Annotated in this window: 19 protein-coding genes; 12 read left to right on the forward strand and 7 right to left on the reverse strand. The window is 63.3% G+C overall.

Annotated elements, in window-relative coordinates; genetic code table 11:
• The first annotated feature begins 319 nt into the window (after positions 1 to 319).
• Together A4A58_RS08055 and A4A58_RS08060 are read left to right on the forward strand one after the other, a co-directional pair.
• Positions 320 to 2,440: a sodium-translocating pyrophosphatase gene (locus tag A4A58_RS08055; RefSeq protein WP_068730968.1), complete on the forward strand. Its 2,121-nt coding sequence runs from the start codon at positions 320 to 322 to the stop codon at positions 2,438 to 2,440.
• A gap of 80 nt (positions 2,441 to 2,520) precedes the next feature.
• Positions 2,521 to 2,964, forward strand: coding sequence for a hypothetical protein (locus A4A58_RS08060; protein WP_068730969.1), 444 nt, complete (start codon positions 2,521 to 2,523; stop codon positions 2,962 to 2,964).
• Positions 2,965 to 3,051: 87 nt separating this feature from the next.
• Here the strand turns inward: A4A58_RS08060 and A4A58_RS08065 are convergent, their stop codons facing one another.
• Complete coding sequence (locus tag A4A58_RS08065; protein ID WP_068730970.1) at positions 3,052 to 5,424, reverse strand: xanthine dehydrogenase family protein molybdopterin-binding subunit; 2,373 nt, start codon at positions 5,422 to 5,424, stop codon at positions 3,052 to 3,054.
• A 217-nt stretch (positions 5,425 to 5,641) separates the two neighbouring features.
• Between A4A58_RS08065 and A4A58_RS08070 the strand changes: the two genes are divergently transcribed.
• Complete coding sequence (locus A4A58_RS08070; RefSeq protein ID WP_068730971.1) at positions 5,642 to 6,706, forward strand: Ppx/GppA phosphatase family protein; 1,065 nt, start codon at positions 5,642 to 5,644, stop codon at positions 6,704 to 6,706.
• A gap of 90 nt (positions 6,707 to 6,796) precedes the next feature.
• Complete coding sequence (locus A4A58_RS08075; protein ID WP_068730972.1) at positions 6,797 to 7,507, forward strand: RlmE family RNA methyltransferase; 711 nt, start codon at positions 6,797 to 6,799, stop codon at positions 7,505 to 7,507.
• A gap of 12 nt (positions 7,508 to 7,519) precedes the next feature.
• On the opposite strand, the gene A4A58_RS08080 is transcribed toward A4A58_RS08075, so the two are convergent.
• From A4A58_RS08080 to A4A58_RS08090, 3 genes are all read right to left on the reverse strand, one after another.
• Positions 7,520 to 7,783, reverse strand: coding sequence for a hypothetical protein (locus A4A58_RS08080; RefSeq protein ID WP_244499698.1), 264 nt, complete (start codon positions 7,781 to 7,783; stop codon positions 7,520 to 7,522).
• Between the two features lie 3 nt (positions 7,784 to 7,786).
• Complete coding sequence (locus A4A58_RS08085; protein ID WP_068730974.1) at positions 7,787 to 9,262, reverse strand: MFS transporter; 1,476 nt, start codon at positions 9,260 to 9,262, stop codon at positions 7,787 to 7,789.
• A gap of 166 nt (positions 9,263 to 9,428) precedes the next feature.
• The gene (locus A4A58_RS08090; RefSeq protein ID WP_068730975.1) at positions 9,429 to 10,322 is read right to left on the reverse strand and encodes a LysR family transcriptional regulator; all 894 of its coding nucleotides are present in this window, start codon (positions 10,320 to 10,322) and stop codon (positions 9,429 to 9,431) included.
• Between the two features lie 111 nt (positions 10,323 to 10,433).
• On the opposite strand from A4A58_RS08090, the gene A4A58_RS08095 reads away from it, so the two are divergent.
• The 4 genes from A4A58_RS08095 (at position 10,434) to A4A58_RS08110 (ending at position 14,963) form a co-directional block, all read left to right on the forward strand.
• A complete protein-coding gene (locus A4A58_RS08095) occupies positions 10,434 to 11,273 on the forward strand; it encodes an SDR family oxidoreductase (RefSeq protein ID WP_068730976.1) in 840 nt (279 codons plus the stop codon).
• A gap of 219 nt (positions 11,274 to 11,492) precedes the next feature.
• The gene (guaB, locus tag A4A58_RS08100) at positions 11,493 to 12,980 is read left to right on the forward strand and encodes an IMP dehydrogenase (RefSeq protein WP_068731111.1); all 1,488 of its coding nucleotides are present in this window, start codon (positions 11,493 to 11,495) and stop codon (positions 12,978 to 12,980) included.
• Positions 12,981 to 13,226: 246 nt separating this feature from the next.
• On the forward strand, positions 13,227 to 13,853 hold the full coding sequence (locus A4A58_RS08105) for a hypothetical protein (RefSeq protein ID WP_068730977.1): 627 nt from the start codon (positions 13,227 to 13,229) through the stop codon (positions 13,851 to 13,853).
• A gap of 87 nt (positions 13,854 to 13,940) precedes the next feature.
• On the forward strand, positions 13,941 to 14,963 hold the full coding sequence (locus A4A58_RS08110) for an NADP-dependent oxidoreductase (protein WP_068731112.1): 1,023 nt from the start codon (positions 13,941 to 13,943) through the stop codon (positions 14,961 to 14,963).
• A gap of 25 nt (positions 14,964 to 14,988) precedes the next feature.
• Here A4A58_RS08110 and A4A58_RS08115 read toward each other — a convergent pair whose 3' ends face one another.
• Positions 14,989 to 15,840 (reverse strand): metallophosphoesterase family protein, encoded by an 852-nt coding sequence (locus A4A58_RS08115; RefSeq protein WP_068730978.1) that lies wholly within the window; start codon positions 15,838 to 15,840, stop codon positions 14,989 to 14,991.
• A 70-nt stretch (positions 15,841 to 15,910) separates the two neighbouring features.
• Positions 15,911 to 16,552, reverse strand: coding sequence for a hypothetical protein (locus tag A4A58_RS08120; protein WP_081421776.1), 642 nt, complete (start codon positions 16,550 to 16,552; stop codon positions 15,911 to 15,913).
• A 222-nt stretch (positions 16,553 to 16,774) separates the two neighbouring features.
• On the opposite strand from A4A58_RS08120, the gene A4A58_RS08125 reads away from it, so the two are divergent.
• The 3 genes from A4A58_RS08125 to guaA all read left to right on the forward strand — a co-directional run bounded on the left by A4A58_RS08125 (position 16,775) and on the right by guaA (position 20,142).
• Entirely contained in the window at positions 16,775 to 17,125 is a 351-nt protein-coding gene (locus A4A58_RS08125) for a hypothetical protein (RefSeq protein ID WP_068730979.1), read from the forward strand.
• A 40-nt stretch (positions 17,126 to 17,165) separates the two neighbouring features.
• Positions 17,166 to 18,470 carry an RsmB/NOP family class I SAM-dependent RNA methyltransferase gene (locus tag A4A58_RS08130; protein WP_068730980.1) on the forward strand — a complete coding sequence of 435 codons (1,305 nt, stop codon included), beginning with the start codon at positions 17,166 to 17,168 and terminating at the stop codon, positions 18,468 to 18,470.
• A 64-nt stretch (positions 18,471 to 18,534) separates the two neighbouring features.
• Entirely contained in the window at positions 18,535 to 20,142 is a 1,608-nt protein-coding gene (guaA, locus tag A4A58_RS08135) for a glutamine-hydrolyzing GMP synthase (RefSeq protein ID WP_068730981.1), read from the forward strand.
• A 190-nt stretch (positions 20,143 to 20,332) separates the two neighbouring features.
• Here the strand turns inward: guaA and A4A58_RS08140 are convergent, their stop codons facing one another.
• A complete protein-coding gene (locus tag A4A58_RS08140; RefSeq protein WP_068730982.1) occupies positions 20,333 to 21,238 on the reverse strand; it encodes a LysR family transcriptional regulator in 906 nt (301 codons plus the stop codon).
• A gap of 124 nt (positions 21,239 to 21,362) precedes the next feature.
• Between A4A58_RS08140 and A4A58_RS08145 the strand changes: the two genes are divergently transcribed.
• Positions 21,363 to 21,785, forward strand: a complete 423-nt coding sequence (locus A4A58_RS08145; protein ID WP_068731114.1) for a DoxX family protein — start codon at positions 21,363 to 21,365, stop codon at positions 21,783 to 21,785.
• Positions 21,786 to 21,840: the final 55 nt, after the last annotated feature.

Consider the following 21,840-nt stretch of genomic DNA (forward strand, 5'->3'; position numbering starts at 1 on the left):
ATGCCGTTCTGGCTTACAACAGCACACCCCGAAAGTGCCTTGACTGGCACACCCCCGCTGAGCTCTTTGCTCGACAGCTGTTGCACTTCGAGTGGGAATCCACCTCCCCGCCTTCGCGGGGATGACATCTGAGAGACCAGCGTTCCTCTTCCCCCTACATCCCCTCCAAAAATCCTGCATTAGCCCATTGGCAGCGTTGCACGGCGATACCGATTTTGCCATGCTCATCAAACGAGAGGCCGTCCTCACGTGCTGGGCAGGCCTCCTTTTTATGCGCCAAATAACAAGGCGCCGGGCAGGAAGGACTGAGGCAGATTCCATGACAGCATTGTGGGTGATCGTGCTCTGCGGGGCACTGTCGATCGTTTACGCGATCTGGGCGACGAGTTCTGTGTTGAAGGCCGATGCGGGTAACGCACGGATGCAGGAAATTGCAGAGGCTGTGCGGGAGGGCGCACAGGCCTATCTGAAGCGACAATATCTCACCATCGGCATCGTCGGCGTCGTGATCTTCGCGCTGCTGGCTTACTTCCTCGGCATGCTCGTGGCCTTCGGCTTCCTGATCGGTGCCGTGCTGTCGGGCGCAGCCGGCTTCATCGGCATGAACGTGTCGGTGCGTGCCAATGTCCGCACCGCGCAGGCGGCGACGATCTCGCTGGCCGGCGGCCTCGAACTCGCCTTCAAGGCGGGTGCGATCACCGGCATGCTGGTGGCGGGTCTGGCGCTGCTCGGCGTCACCATCTACTTCGCTTATCTCACGCACGCCCTCGGCCTCGCTGCCAACAGCCGCACCGTGATCGATGCGCTGGTGGCGCTCGGCTTCGGCGCGTCGCTGATCTCGATCTTCGCGCGTCTCGGCGGCGGGATCTTCACCAAGGGCGCTGATGTTGGCGGCGATCTCGTCGGCAAGGTCGAAGCCGGGATTCCCGAAGACGATCCGCGCAACCCGGCAACGATCGCCGACAATGTCGGCGACAATGTCGGCGACTGCGCCGGCATGGCCGCCGACCTGTTCGAGACCTATGCGGTGACCGCGGTCGCCACCATGGTTCTGGCCGCGATCTTCTTCGCGAGTTCGCCATTGCTGGTCAACATGATGACACTGCCGCTCGCCATTGGCGGCATCTGCATCCTGACATCGATTGCCGGCACGTTCTTCGTCAAGCTCGGTGCCAGCCAGTCGATCATGGGCGCGCTGTACAAGGGCCTGATCGCCACCGGCGTGTTGTCACTGTTCGGCGTTGCCGCCGTGATCTACTGGCTGATCGGTTTCGGTCCGCTGGCAGGCGTGAAGTATACGGGTCTGGCGCTGTTCGAATGCGGCGTCGCCGGCCTCGTCGTCACGGCGCTGATCATCGTGATCACCGAATACTACACCGGCACCGACTATCGTCCGGTGAAGTCCATCGCGCAATCGTCGGTCACCGGCCACGGCACCAATGTGATCCAGGGTCTGGCGATCTCGATGGAGTCGACGGCGGGTCCGGCGATCGTCATCATCGCCGGCATTCTCGTCACCTACAGCCTTGCCGGCTTGTTCGGCATCGCCATCGCCACCACGACGATGCTGGCGCTGGCCGGCATGATCGTGGCGCTCGATGCCTTCGGTCCAGTCACCGACAATGCCGGCGGCATTGCCGAAATGGCCGGTCTGCCGAAGGAAGTCCGCAAGGCCACCGACGCGCTCGACGCGGTCGGCAACACCACCAAGGCGGTCACCAAGGGCTATGCCATCGGCTCGGCTGGCCTCGGCGCACTGGTGCTGTTCGCGGCTTACAATGAAGACCTCAAATTCTTCATCGCCAATGCCGCGAAGTATCCGTACTTCAAGGACGTGCTGCCGGACTTCTCGCTGACCAATCCGTATGTGGTGGTGGGTCTCTTGTTCGGCGGTTTGCTGCCTTACCTGTTCGGTGCGATGGGCATGACGGCCGTGGGCCGTGCGGCCAGCGCCATCGTCGAGGAAGTGCGTCGTCAGTTCCGCGAGAAGCCCGGCATCATGCAGGGCACCGACAAGCCGGATTATGGCCGCGCGGTGGATCTGCTGACCAAGGCAGCGATCAAGGAAATGATTATCCCGTCGCTGCTCCCGGTGCTGTCACCGATCGTGGTGTTCTTCATCATCTACGCCATCGCTGGCGGTGGTGCGGTCGGCAAGTCGGCGGCGTTCTCGGCGGTCGGCGCGATGCTGCTCGGCGTGATCGTCACGGGTCTGTTCGTGGCGATCTCGATGACCTCGGGCGGCGGCGCCTGGGACAATGCCAAGAAGTATATCGAGGACGGCCACTTCGGCGGCAAGGGCTCCGACGCCCACAAGGCCGCAGTGACCGGCGACACCGTCGGCGATCCCTACAAGGACACGGCAGGCCCCGCGGTGAACCCTATGATCAAGATCACCAACATCGTGGCGCTGTTGTTGCTGGCGATTCTCGCGCACTAGACGGCCGAGATAGCGAATGCAAAAATCCCGCGGCGCAAGCCGCGGGATTTTTCTTTGTCCGTTTGATCAGGTAGGACCACATGCAGCCGTCGCCCCATGGTCGGGTTCGTTTTCGTCACTCTCTCGCAGCCGTCGCACTGCTCGTTGCTTTTAGCGCATCGGCCTCCGCCGCCGAGCAATGCCCGGTCTCCGAGGCCGCGATCACGAAAGCAGGTGGTTTGTCCCAGGCGGTCACCGCCGCGATGAAAACCGAGTTTAGCTGCGAGGGGGCGTACCGATTGCTTGAACTCTGTCAGCTCGGCTCGTCCGGCGACAATGCGCTGTCCGACATCGTGCTGTCGAAATGCGAACCGCGCTTTTTGCCGAAGGCAGTTGCCGCCACCAAAGCTGCCTATGAGAAGGCACGCGCGAAATGCAACAAGATCGCGGAGAAGAACGAGGGCTCGATGTATCAGGGGCAGGCCGCGGTCTGCATCGCGCGCTCCGGGCGGGATTTTGCGCGGAAGTATGGGACGAAGAGCTAGCGGGCTGTCGGCCACGGCGCGTCAGCGTAGACGATACAGAGAAGCCCCGCGATGCGATCGCGGGGCTTTTTGTTGAGATGGTCTGGCTTACGCCGCCTTGCTCTGCTTGCCGTCCTGGATGGCGCGCCAGATGCGCTCGGAGGTCAGCGGCATGTCGATATGGGTGACGCCGTAGTCGCTGAGCGCGTCAACCACCGCATTGACGATGGTGCAGAGCGATCCGGCGCAGCCGGCTTCGCCGCAGCCTTTGGTGCCCAGCGGGTTGGTCGTCGCCGGCGAGGGATGATCGCCGACCAGCATCAGCGGAATGTCGCCGGCGCGGGGCATCGCATAATCCATGAAGGAGCCGGTGATCGGCTGGCCCGATGCGTCGTAGCTGACTTTCTCCATCAGCGCCTGGCCGATGCCCTGCGCGACGCCGCCATGTAGCTGGCCGGCGACGATCATCGGATTGACGATGGTGCCGAAGTCGTTGACCGCCGCGTAATTGACGATGGTCAGCACGCCGGTGTCGGGATCGATCTCGACTTCGGCGACATGACAGCCGTTCGGGAAAGTTGAGGGCACATCCGACGAGGTGTGGTCGACGTCGAGCGAGGTCGGCGCACCCTCGGGCATCTTGCCCTCGCGCACACGCTGCGACAGCTCCATGATGTCGATGGAGCGGTCGGTGCCGGCAATGGTGAAGCGCCCGGCCTTGAACTCGATATCGGCTTCGGAGGCTTCCATCAGATGAGCTGCGGCAGCCTTGCCCTTGGCGATGACGAGGTCCGAGGCTTCGACGATGGCCTGGCCCGATGCAGTGATCGAGCGCGAGCCGCCGGTGCCGTTGCCCATGCGGACGAGATCGCTGTCGTTTTGCTCGAGCCGGATGGCGTCGAACGGCACGCCGAGCTGTGCCGACAGCACCTGCGCAAAGGGCGTGGCGTGGCCCTGGCCGTAATCCAGCGTGCCGGTGGTCAGCGTCACGGTGCCGTCGTCGCCGAAGGTCAGTTTGCCGAGTTCGCCCGCTGGTGGCGCGGTGACTTCGAGATAGGAGCCCACCGCAATGCCGCGCAGCTTGCCGTTTTTGCGGCTGTCCTTCTTGCGCCTGGCGAAGCCGGCGTGATCGGAAATTTCCAGCGCCTTCTCGAATACGCCCTGGAAATCGCCGCTGTCATAGGTGACGCCGGAGGCGGCCGCGAAAGGCAGCTGCGACGACTTGATGAAGTTGCGCTTACGCAGGGTGAAACGGTCGATGCCCATCTCGTCGGCGGCGCGATCAATCAGGCGCTCCATGAAGTAGTTGGCCTCGGGGCGCCCGGCGCCGCGATAGGCGCCCATCAGCGTGGTGTTGGTGAGCACGCATTTGATGTCCACCGACAGCAGCGGCGTCTTGTAGACGCTGGCGAGATTCTTGCCGGTGTTGAGGGACAGCGGGCTCGGCGACACGCCGGTGATATAGGCGCCGAGATTACCATAGCCTTTCAGGCGCACGGCGAGAAACTTGCCGTCCTTGTCGAGGGCGAGTTCGGCATGGATATCCTGCGCGCGGCCGTGGCTGTCGGACAGGAAGCTGGAGGAGCGCTCGTCGAGCCACTTCACCGGCTTGCCCAGTTCCTTCGCCGCATGCAGTAGGCAAATATATTCGGGATAGCTGATGTTCTTCATGCCGAACGATCCGCCGACATTGCCGGTGAGAATGCGGACCTTGTCGGGTGCGACGTTGAGCTGCTTGGCGAGTGTGTTGCGATTGCCGGCGACGCCCTGGGTCGGCACCTGGATCACGTAGCGGCCGCCGGATTTCTCGTAAGTCGCGAGGGCGCAGCGCGGTTCCATCGACACCACCGCGACGCGGGTGTTCTCGATGTCGAGTTTGGTGACATGTGCGGCGGATGCAAAGGCGGCCTCGACGGCGGCGGTGTCGCCATAGTGATAGTCGAGCGCGACGTTATTGGGGATGTGATCGTAGAGCTGCGGCGCGCCAGACTTCGTTGCGGCCTCGCAGTCGGTGACGGCGGGCAGGGCGTCGATATCGAGCAAGACGGCTTCGGCGGCATCGCGCGCCTGCGCGACTGTTTCAGCCACCACGAAGGCGACGGGGTCGCCGACATAGCGCACCTTGTCGGTCATCAAAGCATGGCGATTGGTCTGGAACAGCGGGGTGCCGTCCTGGCTCTTGAGCGGCAAGCCGCAGGTGAAGGGGCCATAATTGGCGGCTTCGAGATCCCGTCCGGTCCAGACGCCGCGCACGCCGGGCATCGCCCGGGCAGCCTCGGTATCGATGCCGCGGATCACGCCATGGGCATGGGGACTGCGGACGATCCAGGCATAGAGCTGGCCGGGCAGGTTGACGTCGTCGGTATATTTGCCTTTGCCGCGGACGAGGGTGTCGTCCTCCTTGCGGCGGACAGGCTGGCCGACGCCGTATTTCTGCATGGCGATAGCGTTATCGATGGGCGATCCGGTAAAATCTTGCATGATGAATCCATCAAATGTGGATGATTCCAGGATTTGGCGCGGTTTCGCGCCCCTGGGAGCCCCTGAGATATGGCAGCGTTAGCTGTACGACAACGCACGATTGAGCATGGGGCTGCGCCAAGGTTGCGCTGATCCCGTGCCCTGCTAAACTTTCCGTGAAAGATATTTCCAAGAAGGTTTCCATGCCGGCCGGAACGGTCGCGGAAAGACAGATTGAATGGATGATGACACGCGGCTTCGCGGCGGCCACGGGCCGGGCGAGGGTGTGCAGGGATTGGTTGCGGCACTGGCCGACGGCGGGCGCGAAGCCGCATGCGCCAACACCTATGCCGCGCTCGATCTCGGAACCAATAATTGTCGCCTGCTGATCGCCTGTCCCACGGGCGACAGCTTTCGCGTGGTCGATTCGTTTTCGCGGATCATCCGGCTGGGCGAAGGCGTCTCGACATCCGGCGTGATCAGCGACGCTGCGATTGCCCGGGCGATCTCGGCGCTCAGCATCTGCCGTGACAAGATCCGCGCGCGGGACGCACAGCGGCTGCGGCTGATCGCAACCGAGGCCTGCCGGGCGGCATCTAATTCGGATGCGTTTCTCGACCAGGTGGCGCGCGAGACCGGCATCACGCTGGAGGTCATCGACCGCGAGACCGAAGCGGCGCTGGCCGTGATCGGCTGCTCGCCGCTGATCGATCCGCAGGGCCGCGGCGCCATCCTGTTCGATATCGGCGGCGGCTCGTCGGAACTGGTGCGCATCGAACGTGATCCCACGGATCCCTTGGGCAAACCGCTGATCAAGGCGTGGATGTCGATCCCGCTTGGCGTCGTGACGCTGGCCGAGAAATTCGGCGGCAAGCACGTGACCCGGGACAGCTACACGCAGATGATCGCGGAGGTCGCCAGACATGTGGCGCCGTTCGCGGCCGAACATGCCGGCGATCTCGACGGCATGCACATGCTGGGCACCTCGGGTACGGTGACCACGCTGGCCGGCGTCTATCAGGGCCTTGCGCGCTACGATCGCCGCCGCATCGACGGCATCTGGCTCAGCAATGCCGAGCTCGACGAGACCATCGCCAGATTACTCGACATGACCTATGCGGAACGCGCCGCCAACCAGTGTATCGGCCCGGACCGTGCCGATCTGGTGCTGTGTGGCTGTGCCATTCTGGACGCCATCCGCAACGCGTTCCCGCTGCCGCGGCTGCGTGTGGCGGATCGGGGGCTGCGCGAGGGCATGCTGGTGGAAATGATGCGCGAAGACGGCGCGATCCGCGCCTCCTGAGCCTGATTTCCCCGATTCAGAGCGAATATTCGGGTTTCCCGCCATGCCGTGCTAAGGGAGACGCGAATAGCTGAAAGCAAGCACGAGACCATGGCCAAAGACACCACCGGACGCCTGCGGATCCAGGTCAAGAGCGCCGGCAGAATGAAACTGTCGTCGAAGCTCTGGCTCGACCGCCAGCTCAATGACCCCTATGTGCAGCAGGCCAAGAAGGACGGCCTGCGTTCGCGCGCGGCCTACAAGATCATCGAAATCGACGACAAGTACCGCTTCCTGAAGCCCGGCCTGTCGGTGGTCGATCTCGGCGCTGCGCCTGGCGGCTGGAGCCAGATCGCGGCGCGGCGCGTTGGCTCGGCCGAGGGCAAGGGGCAGGTGGTGGCCATCGATCTTCTGGAAATGCCGGAGATCGTCGGCGTGACCTTCGCCCAGATGGACTTTCTCGACAATGATGCGCCCGACAGATTGAAGGCGATGATGGGCGGGCTCGCCGATGTGGTGATGTCCGACATGGCGGCCAATACCACCGGCCATCGCAAGACCGATCAGCTCCGTATCGTCGGCCTCGTCGAGGACGCTGCGGCCTTCGCCGCCGACGTGCTCAAGCCCGGCGGCACCTTCGTCGCCAAGGTGTTCCAGAGCGGCGCCGACGCCACGCTGATGACCCAGCTCAAGCGCGACTTCGCGACAGTGAAACATGTGAAGCCGGCTGCGAGCCGCAAGGACTCCTCGGAGCGCTACGTGCTGGCGATGGGTTTTCGCGGCGTGGCGGGCGATCACCGGCTCGGTGAGCACGACAACTGATCGAGCAGTTGTTCACTTCGCGCTCTCGCATTTCGGCGACAGCATCGGCACGTTCGGCCATGACCAGTTGCGCCATGATCCATCACGCTCGACGCAGACGCCCGGTGGTTTGACGGCAGCCGGATCGGTCTGCGCTTTGGCGTCCTGCTCGGTCACCTGCTCAACCGGCGCGGGCTTCGGCGGAAATCGTCTGTTCACATAATCGAACGACATGACGCCGGCGATGATCGTGAGGACGATCGTGGCGAGACCCATGGCCCATTGCGAGCGCGTCACAACTCACCCCAGCTTTTGATCCCTGGCATCCGCGGTGCCTTCGTTGGCCGCCTTGACGGCGGCTTTTGCCTCGCCCTTGCGGCTGGCGATATCGATCACCTTGCGGCCGGAGATCTCATGGCCGGCGTCGTCCGGCATCTGCCAGAAGAACCAGGCCGAGGCTGCCGAGATCACGGACACCACGAGGAAGGCCGGTGCAAAATCGGCGGCGGACAATTCGGTCATGCCGCGCATCACCATGGTGGATTCCACAGAGAACGCACCGATCGCGACGCCGGCGGAGATCGACAACTGCTGGTTGACGCTGACCAGCGTGGTGGCGCGGCTCATCTGTGCTGTCTCCACCTCGGCATAGGCGACCGTATTGATGGCGGTGAATTCGAGCGAGCGGAAGAAACCGCCGACCACCAGGATGATCAAAATCAGCATCAGCGGCGTGGTCACCGTGAACAGCGCACAGGCGGCTAGGAATACCGAACTCACCACGGCATTGACGGTCATCACATTGCGGAAGCCGAAGGCGCGGATGATGCGCGCCGCCAATGTCTTCATGCCCATGGCACCCACCGCCGAGCCGAAGGTCACCATGCCTGACTGGAACGGCGACAGGCCGAAGCCGACCTGCATCAATAGCGGCAGCAGGAAAGGCAACGCGCCGATGCCGAGCCGGAACAGGAAGCCGCCGATGATGGCGGCGCGCAAGGTCACCAGCCGCATCAGCGAGAAGTCCAACACCGGAGATGCCGTGCGCCGGGCGTGGATCACGTAGAGGGTCATCGACACTGTGCCGACGCCGACCAGTGCGGCGATGATCGGCCATGGCAGCAGATTGAGGCCCGCGACCGAGAGGCCGAAGGCAATGCCGGCGAGGCCAACGCCGGCCAGCACCAGACCCAGCAGATCGAAGCGCTCCGGATCCTCCGAGCGGATCGGATCGATGAAGCGCAACGCCAGATAGATGCCGAGGCAGCCGATCGGGATATTGATCAGGAAGATCCAGTGCCACGAGAAGTAGGTGGTGATGAAACCGCCCAGTGGCGGCCCGATCACCGGGCCGATCAGCGCCGGCACCGTCATCCACGCCATGGCACTGACGAGCGCACTCTTGTCGATGGAACGTAGCAGCACGAGGCGTCCTACCGGCGTCATCATCGCGCCGCCGAGACCCTGGATGATACGGGCGATGACGAAATGCGTGACCGATTGCGACAGCGCGCAGCCGATCGAGCCGATCATGAACACGCCGATGGCGATGGAGAACACGGCGCGCGCGCCGAACCGGTCGGCGGTCCAGCCGGATGCCGGAATGAATACCGCGAGCGAGAGCAGGTAGGAGGTGATCGCCAGCTTCAACGTCAGCGGACTGGTGCCGATATCGGCGGCGATGGCTGGCAGTGAGGTCGCGATCACGGTGGAGTCCATGTTTTCCATGAACAGGGCGGAGGCGACGATGAGCGGGATCAGGCGTTCTTTGGTCATCAGATCTCTGGTTCCCGATTATTTCGGCAGGCGAAATCGTCGCGACTCTGTCGGTGGCGCGTGCAGGCGCGCTTTAACACCATGTCCCTGGAGCAGCCATCGGGCTGGAACGGGACGCTGCTAAACCTTGCGTGAGGCGCATCAGGTGTTGCGATACCCGGCGATGTCATCCGACTTCCTTGACCACATCGAGGAAGGCACGCAGTCCCGGCGGCACGTGGCGGTGGCCGGGATAATAGATGAACAGGCCAGGGATCGTCGGGCACCAGTCGTCAAGCGTGCCAACGAGGCGGCCGCTGTCGAGATGCGCGCGCACGGAATGGATCGGGACATAGGCGATGCCGAGCCCGTCGATGGCGGCCTCGATCATCAGCTCGATATTGTCGAGGGTGAGCGCGCCTGGCACGTCGATGGTCATTTCCTGGCCGCGCTTCTCGAACTCCCAGCGATACAGCTTTCCGCTCGGCAGGCGCAGACGAATGCAATTGTGGTCCTTAAGGTCATCAGGCGTTCGCGGTGGCTTGCGCGTCTTCAGATAGGCGGGCGATGCCATGGCGACAAAACGAGTCTCGCCGCCGAAGCGGACCGCGATCATGTCCTGCGGCACCGCTTCGCCAAGCCGGATGCCGGCGTCAAAACCTTCGGCGACGATATCGATCAGCCGACCTTCGGTGACCAGGTCCAACGCCATCTCGGGATGTCGTGCGAGGAAGGTCGGCACGACTGACCGCATCAGCAGGCGAGCAGAGGCCTCGTGCGCGTTGATCCGCAGGGTGCCGCTGGGCCTGCCGCGAAAATCGTCGATCTCCTGCAGGGCCGCGTCGAGGTCGCGCAGCACCGGCTGTAGCCGGGCGACGAGCCGTTCACCCGCCTCGGTCGGGGCGACGCTGCGCGTGGTCCGGTTCAGCAGCCGGACGCCGAGATTTTGCTCCAGCACCCGCATCATGTGGCTGAGCGTCGAAGGCTTGAGGCCGAGTTCGTCGGCGGCCTTGCGAAAACTGCGGTGTGCCGCGATGGCTGCGAGGGCGGTCAGGTCGCCCAGCGAGGGCTTCTCATTCATGGGTTGTTCTCATCAAGTCATCTAAGATTAATGGTATATACCCATGAAATGGGACGTCTACCTTGATCGGGGAGGCCGTCGCACTGGCGCCCCCAACCCAAGGAGCTTCCCATGACGAATTCCTCCGCCACCTGGTTCATCACCGGCACCTCATCCGGCTTCGGCCGTGCGCTCACCGAACAACTGCTGGCCCGCGGCGATCGCGTCGCGGCGACGCTGCGCAAGCTCAACGCGCTGGACGATCTGAAGGCGCAATATGGCGACCGGCTCTGGATCGCCACGCTTGATGTCACCGACACCGCCGCCGTGCGCGGCGTCGTGGACCGCGCTTTTGCCGAGCTCGGCCGCATCGACGTCGTCGTCAACAATGCCGGCTATGGGCTGGTGGGCGCCGGCGAAGAAGTCAGCGACGATCAGATCCGGCACCAGATCGATACCAACCTGATCGGCTCGATCCAGGTGATCCGCGCAGCCTTGCCGCATCTGCGGGCGCAGGGCGGCGGCCGGATCCTGCAGCTGTCGTCGGCTGGCGGGCAGATCGCGTTCCCGGCGCTCGGCCTCTACCATGCCAGCAAATGGGGCATCGAAGGCTTCGTCGAAGCCGTCGCGCAGGAAGTGGCCCCGTTCAACATCGCGCTGACGCTGGTCGAGCCGGGAGCAACCCAGACCGACTTCGGCAGCAGCCTCGTCGCCGCGCCGCCGACGCCGGCCTATGACGCGACGCCGGCCGGTGAGATCCGGCGGGCCTTTGCGGCCAATATGTTTCCGGTGGTGGGTGACGCCTCGAAAATGGCGCAGGCGATGATCGACTGTGCCGCGCGCAGCCCGGCGCCGCGCCGGCTGGCGCTTGGCAGCGACACCTACACGATGGTTCGCGCTGCGCTGGTAGAGCGCCTAGCTGCGCTCGATGCCCAGAAAGACATTGCGCTCGCCACCGATGCCGGCGCATGACGAAGTCGTGACGGGAGGCGGCGCCGATACCGGCGCCGCTGGCCCCAAAATGCCTGTGCATGGCTGCCAAACGCTTTGATTTCGCGCAGCAGCGTGCTATCGACCACCGCCAATCCTACCGATGAGGTCAGATTCGACGACGGTGTCCCGCACCGCGTTCGATCGACGCATCCGAGGTTCTACCGCGCCCTGATAAAGGGACGCCGCATGGAGTTGGCAATGGCAGTCGTTCAGAAGATCCGCGAAGCTTACACGTTCGATGACGTTCTGCTGAAGCCCGGCCTGTCGGACATCCTGCCTTCCGACGCCGATATCCGCTCCCACGCCACCCGTGCCATTCCGCTCAATATTCCGATCATCGCATCGGCGATGCATACCGTCACCGAGGCCCGCATGGCGATCGCTATGGCGCAGGCCGGCGGTCTCGGCGTGATCCACCGCAACTTCGATCCGGAAGGCCAGGCTGCCCAGGTGCGCCAGGTCAAGAAGTACGAGTCCGGCATGGTGGTGAATCCGCTGACCATCGGCCCCGATGCCAAGCTGGCCGAAGCGCTGACGCTGATGAGCGAGCACGGCTTCTCCGGCATTCCTGTCGTCACCGGTGCGAGCAAGGACGTCCCCGGCAAGCTGGTCGGCATCCTCACCAATCGCGACGTGCGCTTCGCCAGCAATCCGAACCAGAAAATTTCCGAACTGATGACGCACGAGAATCTCGTGACCGTGCGCGAAGGCGTCAGCCAGGATGAAGCCAAGCGCATGCTGCACAAGCATCGCATCGAGAAGCTGCTCGTCGTCGACGATCAGTATCGCTGCGTCGGCCTGATCACCGTGAAGGACATGGACAAGGCTGTCGCGCATCCCCTTGCCAGCAAGGATGCACAGGGCCGTCTGCGCGTCGCCGCTGCGACCACCGTGGGCGAGGGCGGTTTCGAGCGCACCGAGCGTCTGATCGATGCCGGCGTCGATGTCGTTGTCGTCGATACCGCGCATGGCCATTCGATGCGCGTGCTGGAAGCCGTGACGCGCATCAAGAAGATTTCGAACTCCGTGCAGGTGATCGCCGGCAACATCGCCACCACCGAAGGCGCGCAGGCGCTGATCGATGCGGGCGCGGATGCGATCAAGGTCGGCATCGGTCCGGGCTCGATCTGCACTACACGCATCGTCGCCGGCGTCGGCGTGCCGCAACTCACCGCGATCATGGATGCGGTGGAAGCCGCGAAGAAGCACAACATTCCGATCATCGCCGACGGCGGCATCAAATTCTCGGGCGATCTCGCCAAGGCGCTCGCTGCCGGCGCTGACATTGCCATGGTCGGCTCGTTGCTCGCGGGCACCGACGAGACCCCCGGCGAAGTGTTCCTGTGGCAGGGCCGTTCCTACAAGGCCTATCGCGGCATGGGCTCGGTGGGCGCCATGGCCCGCGGTTCGGCGGATCGCTACTTCCAGCAGGACATCAAGGACACGCTGAAGCTCGTGCCGGAAGGCATCGAGGGGCAGGTGCCCTATAAGGGCCCGGTGGCCAATGTGATGCATCAGCTCGCCGGTGGCTTGCGCGCCGCCATGGGCTATGTGGGCGCCAAGACACTGACCGAATTCCACGACAAGGCAGAATTCGTCCGCATCACCAGCGCCGGACTGCGTGAAAGTCACGTGCATGACGTGACGATTACCCGCGAAAGCCCGAATTACCCGGGCGGAGCTTAACTATATCAGGCACTATTGCGGTGCCGCATAGGCATCGCTGCCTAAATTGAGCCCCACAGATCGGCGAAAACGCGCTATTGTTCGCGCGTCACGTGCGCTGTCGGCCATGGATGTCCCGATATGGATTTCCAGGGCCGGACAAACCCGGCGGCGGAGCTTGGCTCCGCGTCGCGTTGTGATGCTCATTTTCGACAATGACCTCGTCACGCGTCGAAGTAACACCCGCAGAAAAGAACGTTGGATACTATGGCCATTGAATGGACGGACGAACGCATTGCGGCTCTCGACACCGCACAACTGAAAAACCTGCGTGAGAACGCCACACGCCGCGAGGTCACGGCGCTGGTCGAGCTTTGCACCACCGAGCTCGCCAAGCGTAATGCCGACAAGCCACGCAGGATCGGCCAGCCGCGCAGCGAGGCCAAGCAGTTCGAGCATGACATGTCGGCGGAGCTCGCAACCGTCGGCAAGGCGATGGCCGAGAAATACGATCTCTCCGAAGCGACTGCCAAGGCGAAGTCCGAAGGCGTGAAGGGCTTCAAGGCGCACAAGCTGCTCGGCTCTGATGGCCATGCCAAGCTCGGCGGCATGCAGCGCGACGGCTCGGTCGCAGTGGATCGCTACATCTCCTATCGCCGCGGCACGGATATCGCGTCGCTCAGCGTGTTCCTGCTCAAGGATCAGCCGATCGAGACGCATGAGTTTCAGGTCATCGCGCCGCTGACGATGCTCGACGGCGGCAAGCCGGTGGCTGAAATCCGTCCGACGGCAACGGCGGCGCAGAAGCAGTCGGCCGACGGCGGTCTGTCCTTCAAGGATCTCGACAGTGCTGCTGCAGCATTCGACAAGGTGCTGGCGAAGATCACTGCCTGATATTTGCCGGTTTACGTTTTGAATGCGGCGCGCGATCATCGCGCGCCGCATTTTTTTGCGATCAAGAAAGAGAAACGGAGAAGTCCCATGTCAGCAGCCAAACGCGTCGTTCTCGCATCGCGCCCGCACGGTGAGCCCGGCCCATCGAATTTCCGTGTCGAGGATTATGTGGTGCCGACGCCGGGTGAGGGCGAAGTGCTGCTGCGCACGATCTGGCTGTCGCTCGATCCCTATATGCGCGGGCGCATGAATGACGGCCCGTCCTATGCCGCGCCGGTGCCGGTGGATGGTGTGATGGAAGGCGGCACCGTGTGCGAGGTGATCGCCTCGAACAATCCGGGTTTTGCCAAGGGCGATATCGTGCTGGCCCATGCCGGCTGGCAGACCCATGCGATTTCGGACGGCAAGGGCTTGCGCAAGCTCGATCCGAAGCTCGCGCCGATCTCGACCGCCGTCGGCATTCTCGGCATGCCGGGCATGACCGCCTATACCGGCCTGCTTGCCATTGGAAATCCGCAGGCCGGTGAGACCGTGGTCGTGGCCGCGGCCTCGGGCGCGGTCGGCTCTGCGGTCGGCCAGATCGCGAAGATCAAGGGCGCACGTGCGATCGGCATCGCCGGCGGTGCCGACAAGTGCCGTTATGTGAAGGAAGAGCTTGGCTTCGACGAATGCCTCGATCATCGCGATCCGGATTTTCCGGCGAAGCTGAAGGCCGCGTGCCCTAACGGCATCGATGTGTATTTCGAGAATGTCGGCGGCGCTGTGTTTGAAGCGGTGTTTCCACTGCTGAATTTCTTCGCGCGCATTCCCGTGTGTGGACTGATCGCGCAGTACAACGATACGACGTCGGAGGCGCCGAAATGGGCCGGCGCGATGATGCGCAACGTCCTCACCAAGCGTCTCAACTTCCGCGGATTCATCGTGCGCGACTTCGCGTCGATGCATGGCGATTTCCTGCGCGACATGTCGCAATGGGTGCGCGAGGGCAAGGTGAAGTACAAGGAGCACGTGACCGAGGGTCTCGACAACGCGCCGACGGCGTTCATGGGACTGCTGAAGGGCGCGAATTTCGGCAAGCAGTTGGTGCGTGTCGGCGCAGACAAGGCGTAAGGCGGATACGCCTTCAAGGCTGTCATCACTGCGGGCGCGCTGTGCCATCCGCAGTGATGACGCTGAACAGATCGATGTCGGTCTGGCCCGGCGCGCGGCTGTGATGAACTTTAAAGCTGTCGGGCTGGAAACTGTATTCTACGAGCCCGACTTCCTTGACGCCAATCGTCGCCTGCTTGTCCTCCGGACGAATGATGAAACTGCTCGAGGGCGCCCAGATGTGCCTGACGCCGCGCCATGTGTAGTCGCGCCGCTGGTGCACATGGCCGCAGGCGACAAGCCGCAGATCGACGCGATCAAGCAGATCAATGAGACGGCGGCGCGCCGGCATCGGGACATAGCGGATCGACGTCGCGGCCAGTTCCGGATCGTCTGGGGCATTCAGAAATAGCGGCTTGTGGATGAACAGCGCGAGCGGTCGTCCGTTCAGGCCCGCCAGTTGCGAGGCAAGCCAGTCGAACTGCTCCTCTTCGCAAGCGAGCCCGCTATTCATGATCAGCGAGTTCAGACCGATGAAACACCAGCCGGCCGCGTTGAAGCGCCAGTGGTCGTGTCCAAAGACCGAGACAAATGCCTGCCGGTTCTGCTCGGAAATCAGTTGGGCCGGCGGCGGGGCGACCAGAGTCGGATTGTCGCCGATGTCGTGATTGCCCGGCAGATAGCGGCAGGCGATGGGAAGGGCGTCATGCAGTGATCTGGCGAAGGCCAGGTCATCGGGCCGGCCTGGGCCGTCGAAGGCGAGGTCGCCGCTATTGATGACGAGGTCAGGCTTTGCCGCGTCGATGAACGCGCAGACGCGCTGGAAATTTGCGACGAATTGCGGAAAGTCAGCGCTGAGATGCGTATCGGTGATCTGGATCAAGCGGAATTCGGACATGGCGGGAACTCCTCTGGTGGGGAGTGTAGCCGTCCCGGATGTCAGCCAGATGGCTCGCGCGACCGAAAGGTTAGATCACGCGATATCTGATTGCATAGCCGTCGTTGGCGCGGGGCGTCTTGCCTGCACTGGCTGGGGCGCTCACTTGATCGACCAGATGCCATGGGCTGAATTCGGCCGAGTGGCTCGGGCTTGCGGCGAGCCGCAGCTTGAAGATCAGCGGCGCTTCGCCGGGCACATTCACGATCATCACACGCTGCGCGGTGCGAAATTTCAGCGCCACCGTGCCCTTGAGAACGCTCTCGCCTTTATTCGTAAAGGTCGGGCCTTCGCTGATGGCGGCGAGCGCCTGATTGCGGTCGGTGTGGAGTTCGATCTGCGTGGCCTCCGCGTTGATCTTGGCTGCGACAGCATCGGGCAGGCGGATTTCGAATTCGACCGCGGGGCGAGTCGGGTTGATGCCGAGATAGCCCAGCGCCGTGTGGCGCATGTCGGTGACGGCGAAGGCCAGCAGGCCGAGCACCGCCAGCGTGGCGACGCCATGCCGGACCACGTCATGGACCGAGCGATAGCGGGCGCTGAAATAGAGGTTCAGCAGGATGGCCACGGCAAGTGCCGCGGCGGCGCCGGCCAGCGTGGACATCATGAGGCCGGCCCAGCTGTCAGGGTCGCCGGGCGTCAGCATCGCAAAGAGAGCGTCGAGATAGGCCATGGCAGGGCACTCGGGCAGAGCTCTTGAGGGGGCGCGCCGCCGGGCAGCGCCTGCAAATGGGTGTCGAGGGCCGCCCAGCCGGTTCAATGGAACCCGAAACGGAACCTGCATGGAACCGATATGGAACTCTTGGGCTGGTTAATCGTCATGTTCTAAGGGGCGGGTCTGTAGCGCGAGCGGGGTGCCGCGCGGCTCTGAATTCCCCGGGCTGAGGAAATTTCAATGTCGATTCAATGGGTTTTGTTGCCGGTCTTCGTACTGGTGGCGATTACGCTGGGTATGTTCTTCTGGACCGGCCGGCGCGGTGGCCTGCTGAGCCGCAACGACGCCGGTGACCTGCCGAATACCGCTCCGCAGCTCGACCTGCTGTTCTACGCGCTGATCGCCATCGGCCTGCCGCTGCGCAAGATCGATCTGGTGCTGGTCTGCCTGTCCTGGATCTTCGTCATCGCCCGCTTTGTGAGCGCCGGATTCATTGCCGGCAGCCGGGGATCGCAGGCCTGGCTCGCCAGCGCGCTTGTGTTGTTGGCGATGTGGTTCTACTTCGCGCTACGGATGCTTCTCCTGATCTGATCGGGAGCGGCGTCGCGCCTCTCTCCGTCGAAAGATTGCCATGACTCCCGCCGCACGCCTCTCCGCCGCGATCGAAGTGATCGAGGCTATCGACACCCAGCGTGTCCCCGCCGCCAAGGCGCTGAAGGAATGGGGCACCGCGCACCGCTTCGCCGGTTCCGGCGACCGGGCCGGAATTTCCGGGCTGGTCTGGGATGTGCTGCGGCGGCGCGCCTCCAGCGCCTGGATCATGGACGACGATACGTCGCGGGCGCGGCTGCTCGGCATGCTCAAGGCCGAGCGCAGGATGGATGTCGATACGATTGCCGCGCTCTGTGACGGCAGCGGTTTTGCGCCGGAGCCGCTGTCTGACTCGGAGCGCTCGGCGCTGGCGTCGCGCACGGTGGCGGATGCACCGGCGCATATCGCCGGCGATTATCCGGAATGGCTCGATGGTCAGCTGGCCGATGTATTTGGCGATGATCGCGTGGCGGAAGCCACCGCCATGGCCAGCCGCGCGCCGCTGGATCTGCGCGTCAATACGCTGAAGGCCAAGCGCGACAAGGTGCTGGGCTCGCTGCGCCATCTTGGCGCCACCGAGACGCCGTGGTCGCCTCTGGGGCTGCGGATCGATCTCGGCGCCGACGCGCGCAACCCCGGCATCCATGCCGAGGAGGATTTCATCAAGGGCGGCATCGAAGTGCAGGACGAGGGCTCGCAGCTTGCGGCGCTGCTGTCCGGCGCCAAGCCGGGCGAACAGGTGATCGACCTCTGCGCGGGCGCCGGCGGCAAGACGCTGGCACTGGCGGCGATGATGCAGGGCAAGGGCCGGCTGATCGCTACCGACGCCGACAAGCGGCAGCTGGCACCGATCCACGAGCGCCTATCACGCGCCGGCATCCACAATGCCGATATCCGCACCCCGAAGGGCCCGGATGATACGCTGAGCGACATTCACAACTCCGCGGACCTCGTGCTGATCGACGCGCCATGCACCGGCACCGGCACCTGGCGCCGCAATCCCGACGCCAAATGGCGGATGCGGCCGGGCGCCCTCGAGGTCCGGATCAAGGACCAGGCCGAGGTCCTCGACCGTGCGGTGGCGCTGGTGAAGCCGGGTGGCCGGATCGCCTATGTGACCTGTTCGGTGCTTCCCCAGGAAAACCGCGACCAGATCCGCGCCTTTACCGCCCGCCAGCCTGAGTTTTCGGTGGTCCCGCCGGAGCAGGTGATGTCGGTGCTGTGGGACAAGGCCGAGGATTTCGCGGCGGCGACGTATCAGAGTCCCGAAGGCGTGCTGATGACCCCGCGGCGGACCGGAACGGATGGGTTTTTTGTGTCGGTGATGACACGCAAAAAGGCATAGTTTTCGGCAGGACAATGCGAATTCCGGCATTGCGAGGCCGGCATGAGTCGCGTAATTCCTCGCTATGACAGCCCCCAGCAAAACATCCGTTTCGCCCGCCGATCCGTCACCCCATGTGGCCGCGGCGCATGACAAGATTCTGATCGTCGATTTCGGCTCCCAGGTGACGCAGCTGATTGCGCGGCGCGTCCGTGAGGAGGGCGTCTATTCGGAAATCGTGCCGTTCAACAAGGCGGAGGCTGCCTTCGCCGAGATGAAGCCGAAGGCCGTGATCCTGTCCGGTGGTCCGGCCTCGGTGCTCGACGACAACGCGCCGTCCGCGCCGCTGTCGATCCTCACCGCCGGCGTTCCCGTGCTCGGCATCTGCTACGGCGAACAGACCATGGCGCAGCAGCTCGGTGGCACCGTCGAAGCTGGCCATCACCGCGAATTCGGCCGCGCCGCCATCGAGATCACCGACACCTGCGCGCTGTTCGACGGTGTGTGGGAAGTGGGTGGCAAATACGACGTCTGGATGAGCCATGGCGACCGCGTCACCAAGATGCCGGACGGGTTTCGCGCTGTCGCCAAGGCGCCGGGCTCGCCGATCTCGATCATCGCCGACGATATCAGAAAATTCTATGCGATGCAGTTCCACCCCGAAGTAGCGCATACGCCCGACGGTGCAAAACTGATCCGCAACTTCGTGCGCAACATCGCCGGCTTCGCCGGCGACTGGACCATGCGCGCGTTTCGCGAGGAAGCGATCGAGAAGATCCGCGCGCAGGTCGGCAAGGGCAAGGTGATCTGCGGTCTCTCCGGCGGCGTCGACTCCGCGGTGGCTGCGGTATTGATCCACGAGGCGATCGGCGATCAGCTCACTTGCGTGTTCGTCGATCACGGCATGCTGCGCAAGGACGAGGCCAAGACCGTCGTCGACCTGTTCCGGCACCACTACAATATCCCGCTGGTGCATGTGGATGCGTCCAAGACTTTCTTGGGCGAGCTCGAAGGCGTCACCGATCCCGAAGTGAAGCGCAAGACCATCGGCCGTCTGTTCATCGACGTGTTCGATGCCGAGGCCAAGAAGATCGGCGGCGCGGATTTCCTGGCGCAGGGCACGCTGTATCCCGACGTGATCGAGAGCGTATCGTTCACCGGCGGACCTTCAGTCACCATCAAGTCGCACCACAATGTCGGCGGCTTGCCCGCGCGCATGAACATGAAGCTGGTCGAGCCGCTGCGCGAACTGTTCAAGGACGAAGTGCGCGATCTCGGACGCGAACTCGGCCTGCCGGACATCTTCGTCGGCCGTCATCCGTTCCCGGGCCCCGGCCTCGCCATCCGCTGCCCCGGCGAGATCACCCGCGAGAAGCTCGACATCCTGCGTGAAGCGGATGCGGTCTATATCGACCAGATCCGCAAGGCCGATCTCTACGACACCATCTGGCAGGCCTTTGCCGTGCTGCTGCCGGTGAAGACAGTCGGTGTGATGGGCGATGGCCGCACCTACGAGTATGTCGTTGGCCTGCGCGCGGTGACCTCGACGGACGGCATGACCGCCGACTTCTATGCCTTCGACATGAAATTCCTCGGCGAGACCGCAACGCGGATCATCAACGAGGTGAAGGGCGTCAATCGTGTGGTGTATGACATCACCAGCAAGCCGCCGGGCACGATCGAGTGGGAGTGAGGGATACAATCGGCGGCGTTAGCGTAGTTTCGGCGGCGATTTTCGCCGCCGTGCTGCTGCTCTGTCGATCCCTTCGTCACTGGCTCGGAGGCTCTTCTATGTCCGCGTTCTCGGGTAGCTCGCAGAACCGATCTGCGCGCAATCCGCGGAGTATGTAAAGTTCGAGGGCGGGACGAAGATGTTCGTCTCGCTATTCCAGGTACGGCGTCAGCACATCTTCGATCCACTTCATGAATGTGCGGACTCGGCGCGACAGATTGCTCCGATGTGCTACGACGAGGGACACATCGAGCGCCCGGCGACGAAAATCGGGTATGATCTCCACAAGCGCTCCACTCTCTAAGTATCGGCCAATTCCCAAGAGCGGCGCCTGAATCAGGCCAAGGCCGGCGAGGGCAGCGGCTTCGTAGGTCTGCGCGCTGTTGACGTGTAGCGCACCTGGCAACTGAAGCGTCGCGTAGTTGTCGCCGTCCGGATATTCCCATCCATAGGGTCTTGCGCCCAGCATCGTCGAAAAATGAATTGTCCGATGTTCCTGACGCTGGAGATCTTCTAGCGATCGAGGGACGCCATAGCGCGCCAGATAGGCGGGACTGGCAGCATTGACCATGCGCAACTTGCCCAGCGGGCGAGCAATCAGCGTCTCGTCCCCGATGGGTCCAAGCCGCAATACACAGTCGAACCCCTCTTGAACCAGATCAACTTGCCGATCCGTACTCGACACCTCCAGCTCCAACTCGGGGTGAGCCGCCATGAATTCCGGCAAGGCCGGCACGATCGTTGAGCGCGCCACCTCGGTCGGCAGATCGACTCGTAAACGCCCGCGAAGAGCCACGCGATCGCTTGCGAACATCGAGTGCAGGTCATCGACTTCAGCAAGCAGATCGCGCGCACGGGCATGAAATGCGCGTCCGTCTTCCGTCAACTGCACACTGCGCGTTGTCCGGTGCAGGAGTCTGACACCGAGATATTCTTCCAGCTTCCGGACCGCTGTTGAGACCCTTCCCTTCTGAATGCCCAGGCTATCGGCTGCGCGGGTGAAGCTCCCCATTTCCGCGACCGTTATGAAAATGAGGATGGGTTCGAGATTCTGCATTTTCGTGCCTCGGTATTGTTCGCCACAGAGAGAACAGTGCGTTCGCTTTGTCGGTGTTTATCATGTCCAAGAGGCGCAATACGGTAAGCCTCGAAATTGGGTGACCCCATCGGAGAACGACAAAGTGTCCCAAGCCATGAACCTGCATCACATGCCTGAAGCTATGACCTTGCATCGCAGCCTGTGGGCCGGCCGGATAATGAGCGCGTTTGTCGTTGTCGCTCTGGTGGCAGACGGCACTATTCAGCTTTTTGCGCCGGCGCAGATCGCCAGTGCGTTGCAGGAAACCGGGTTCGCGCTGGACCTGACCCGTACCCTGGGTCCGATCATCCTCGCCTGCACCATCCTTTACGCCATCCCAGCCACTGCCGTTCTTGGCGCGATCCTGGTGACGGGATTTCTGGGAGGCGCCATCTGCGCCCATGTCCGCATCGGTGAGTTGGGATCGCCGCCGGAGCTCATTTCCCTGCTTCTGGGCGCGCTGACATGGGGCGGTCTCTACGCGCGCGATCGCCGTGTCCGAGCCCTTCTGCCGCTCATCCGTTGAACCAACAGGAGCAGTGCTCTGTCCCCCAAGATCAGGAGAAAGCACATGTTTTTAG

The sequence above is a fragment of the Tardiphaga robiniae genome (assembly GCF_001618955.1).
Classification (GTDB): domain Bacteria; phylum Pseudomonadota; class Alphaproteobacteria; order Rhizobiales; family Xanthobacteraceae; genus Tardiphaga; species Tardiphaga robiniae_A.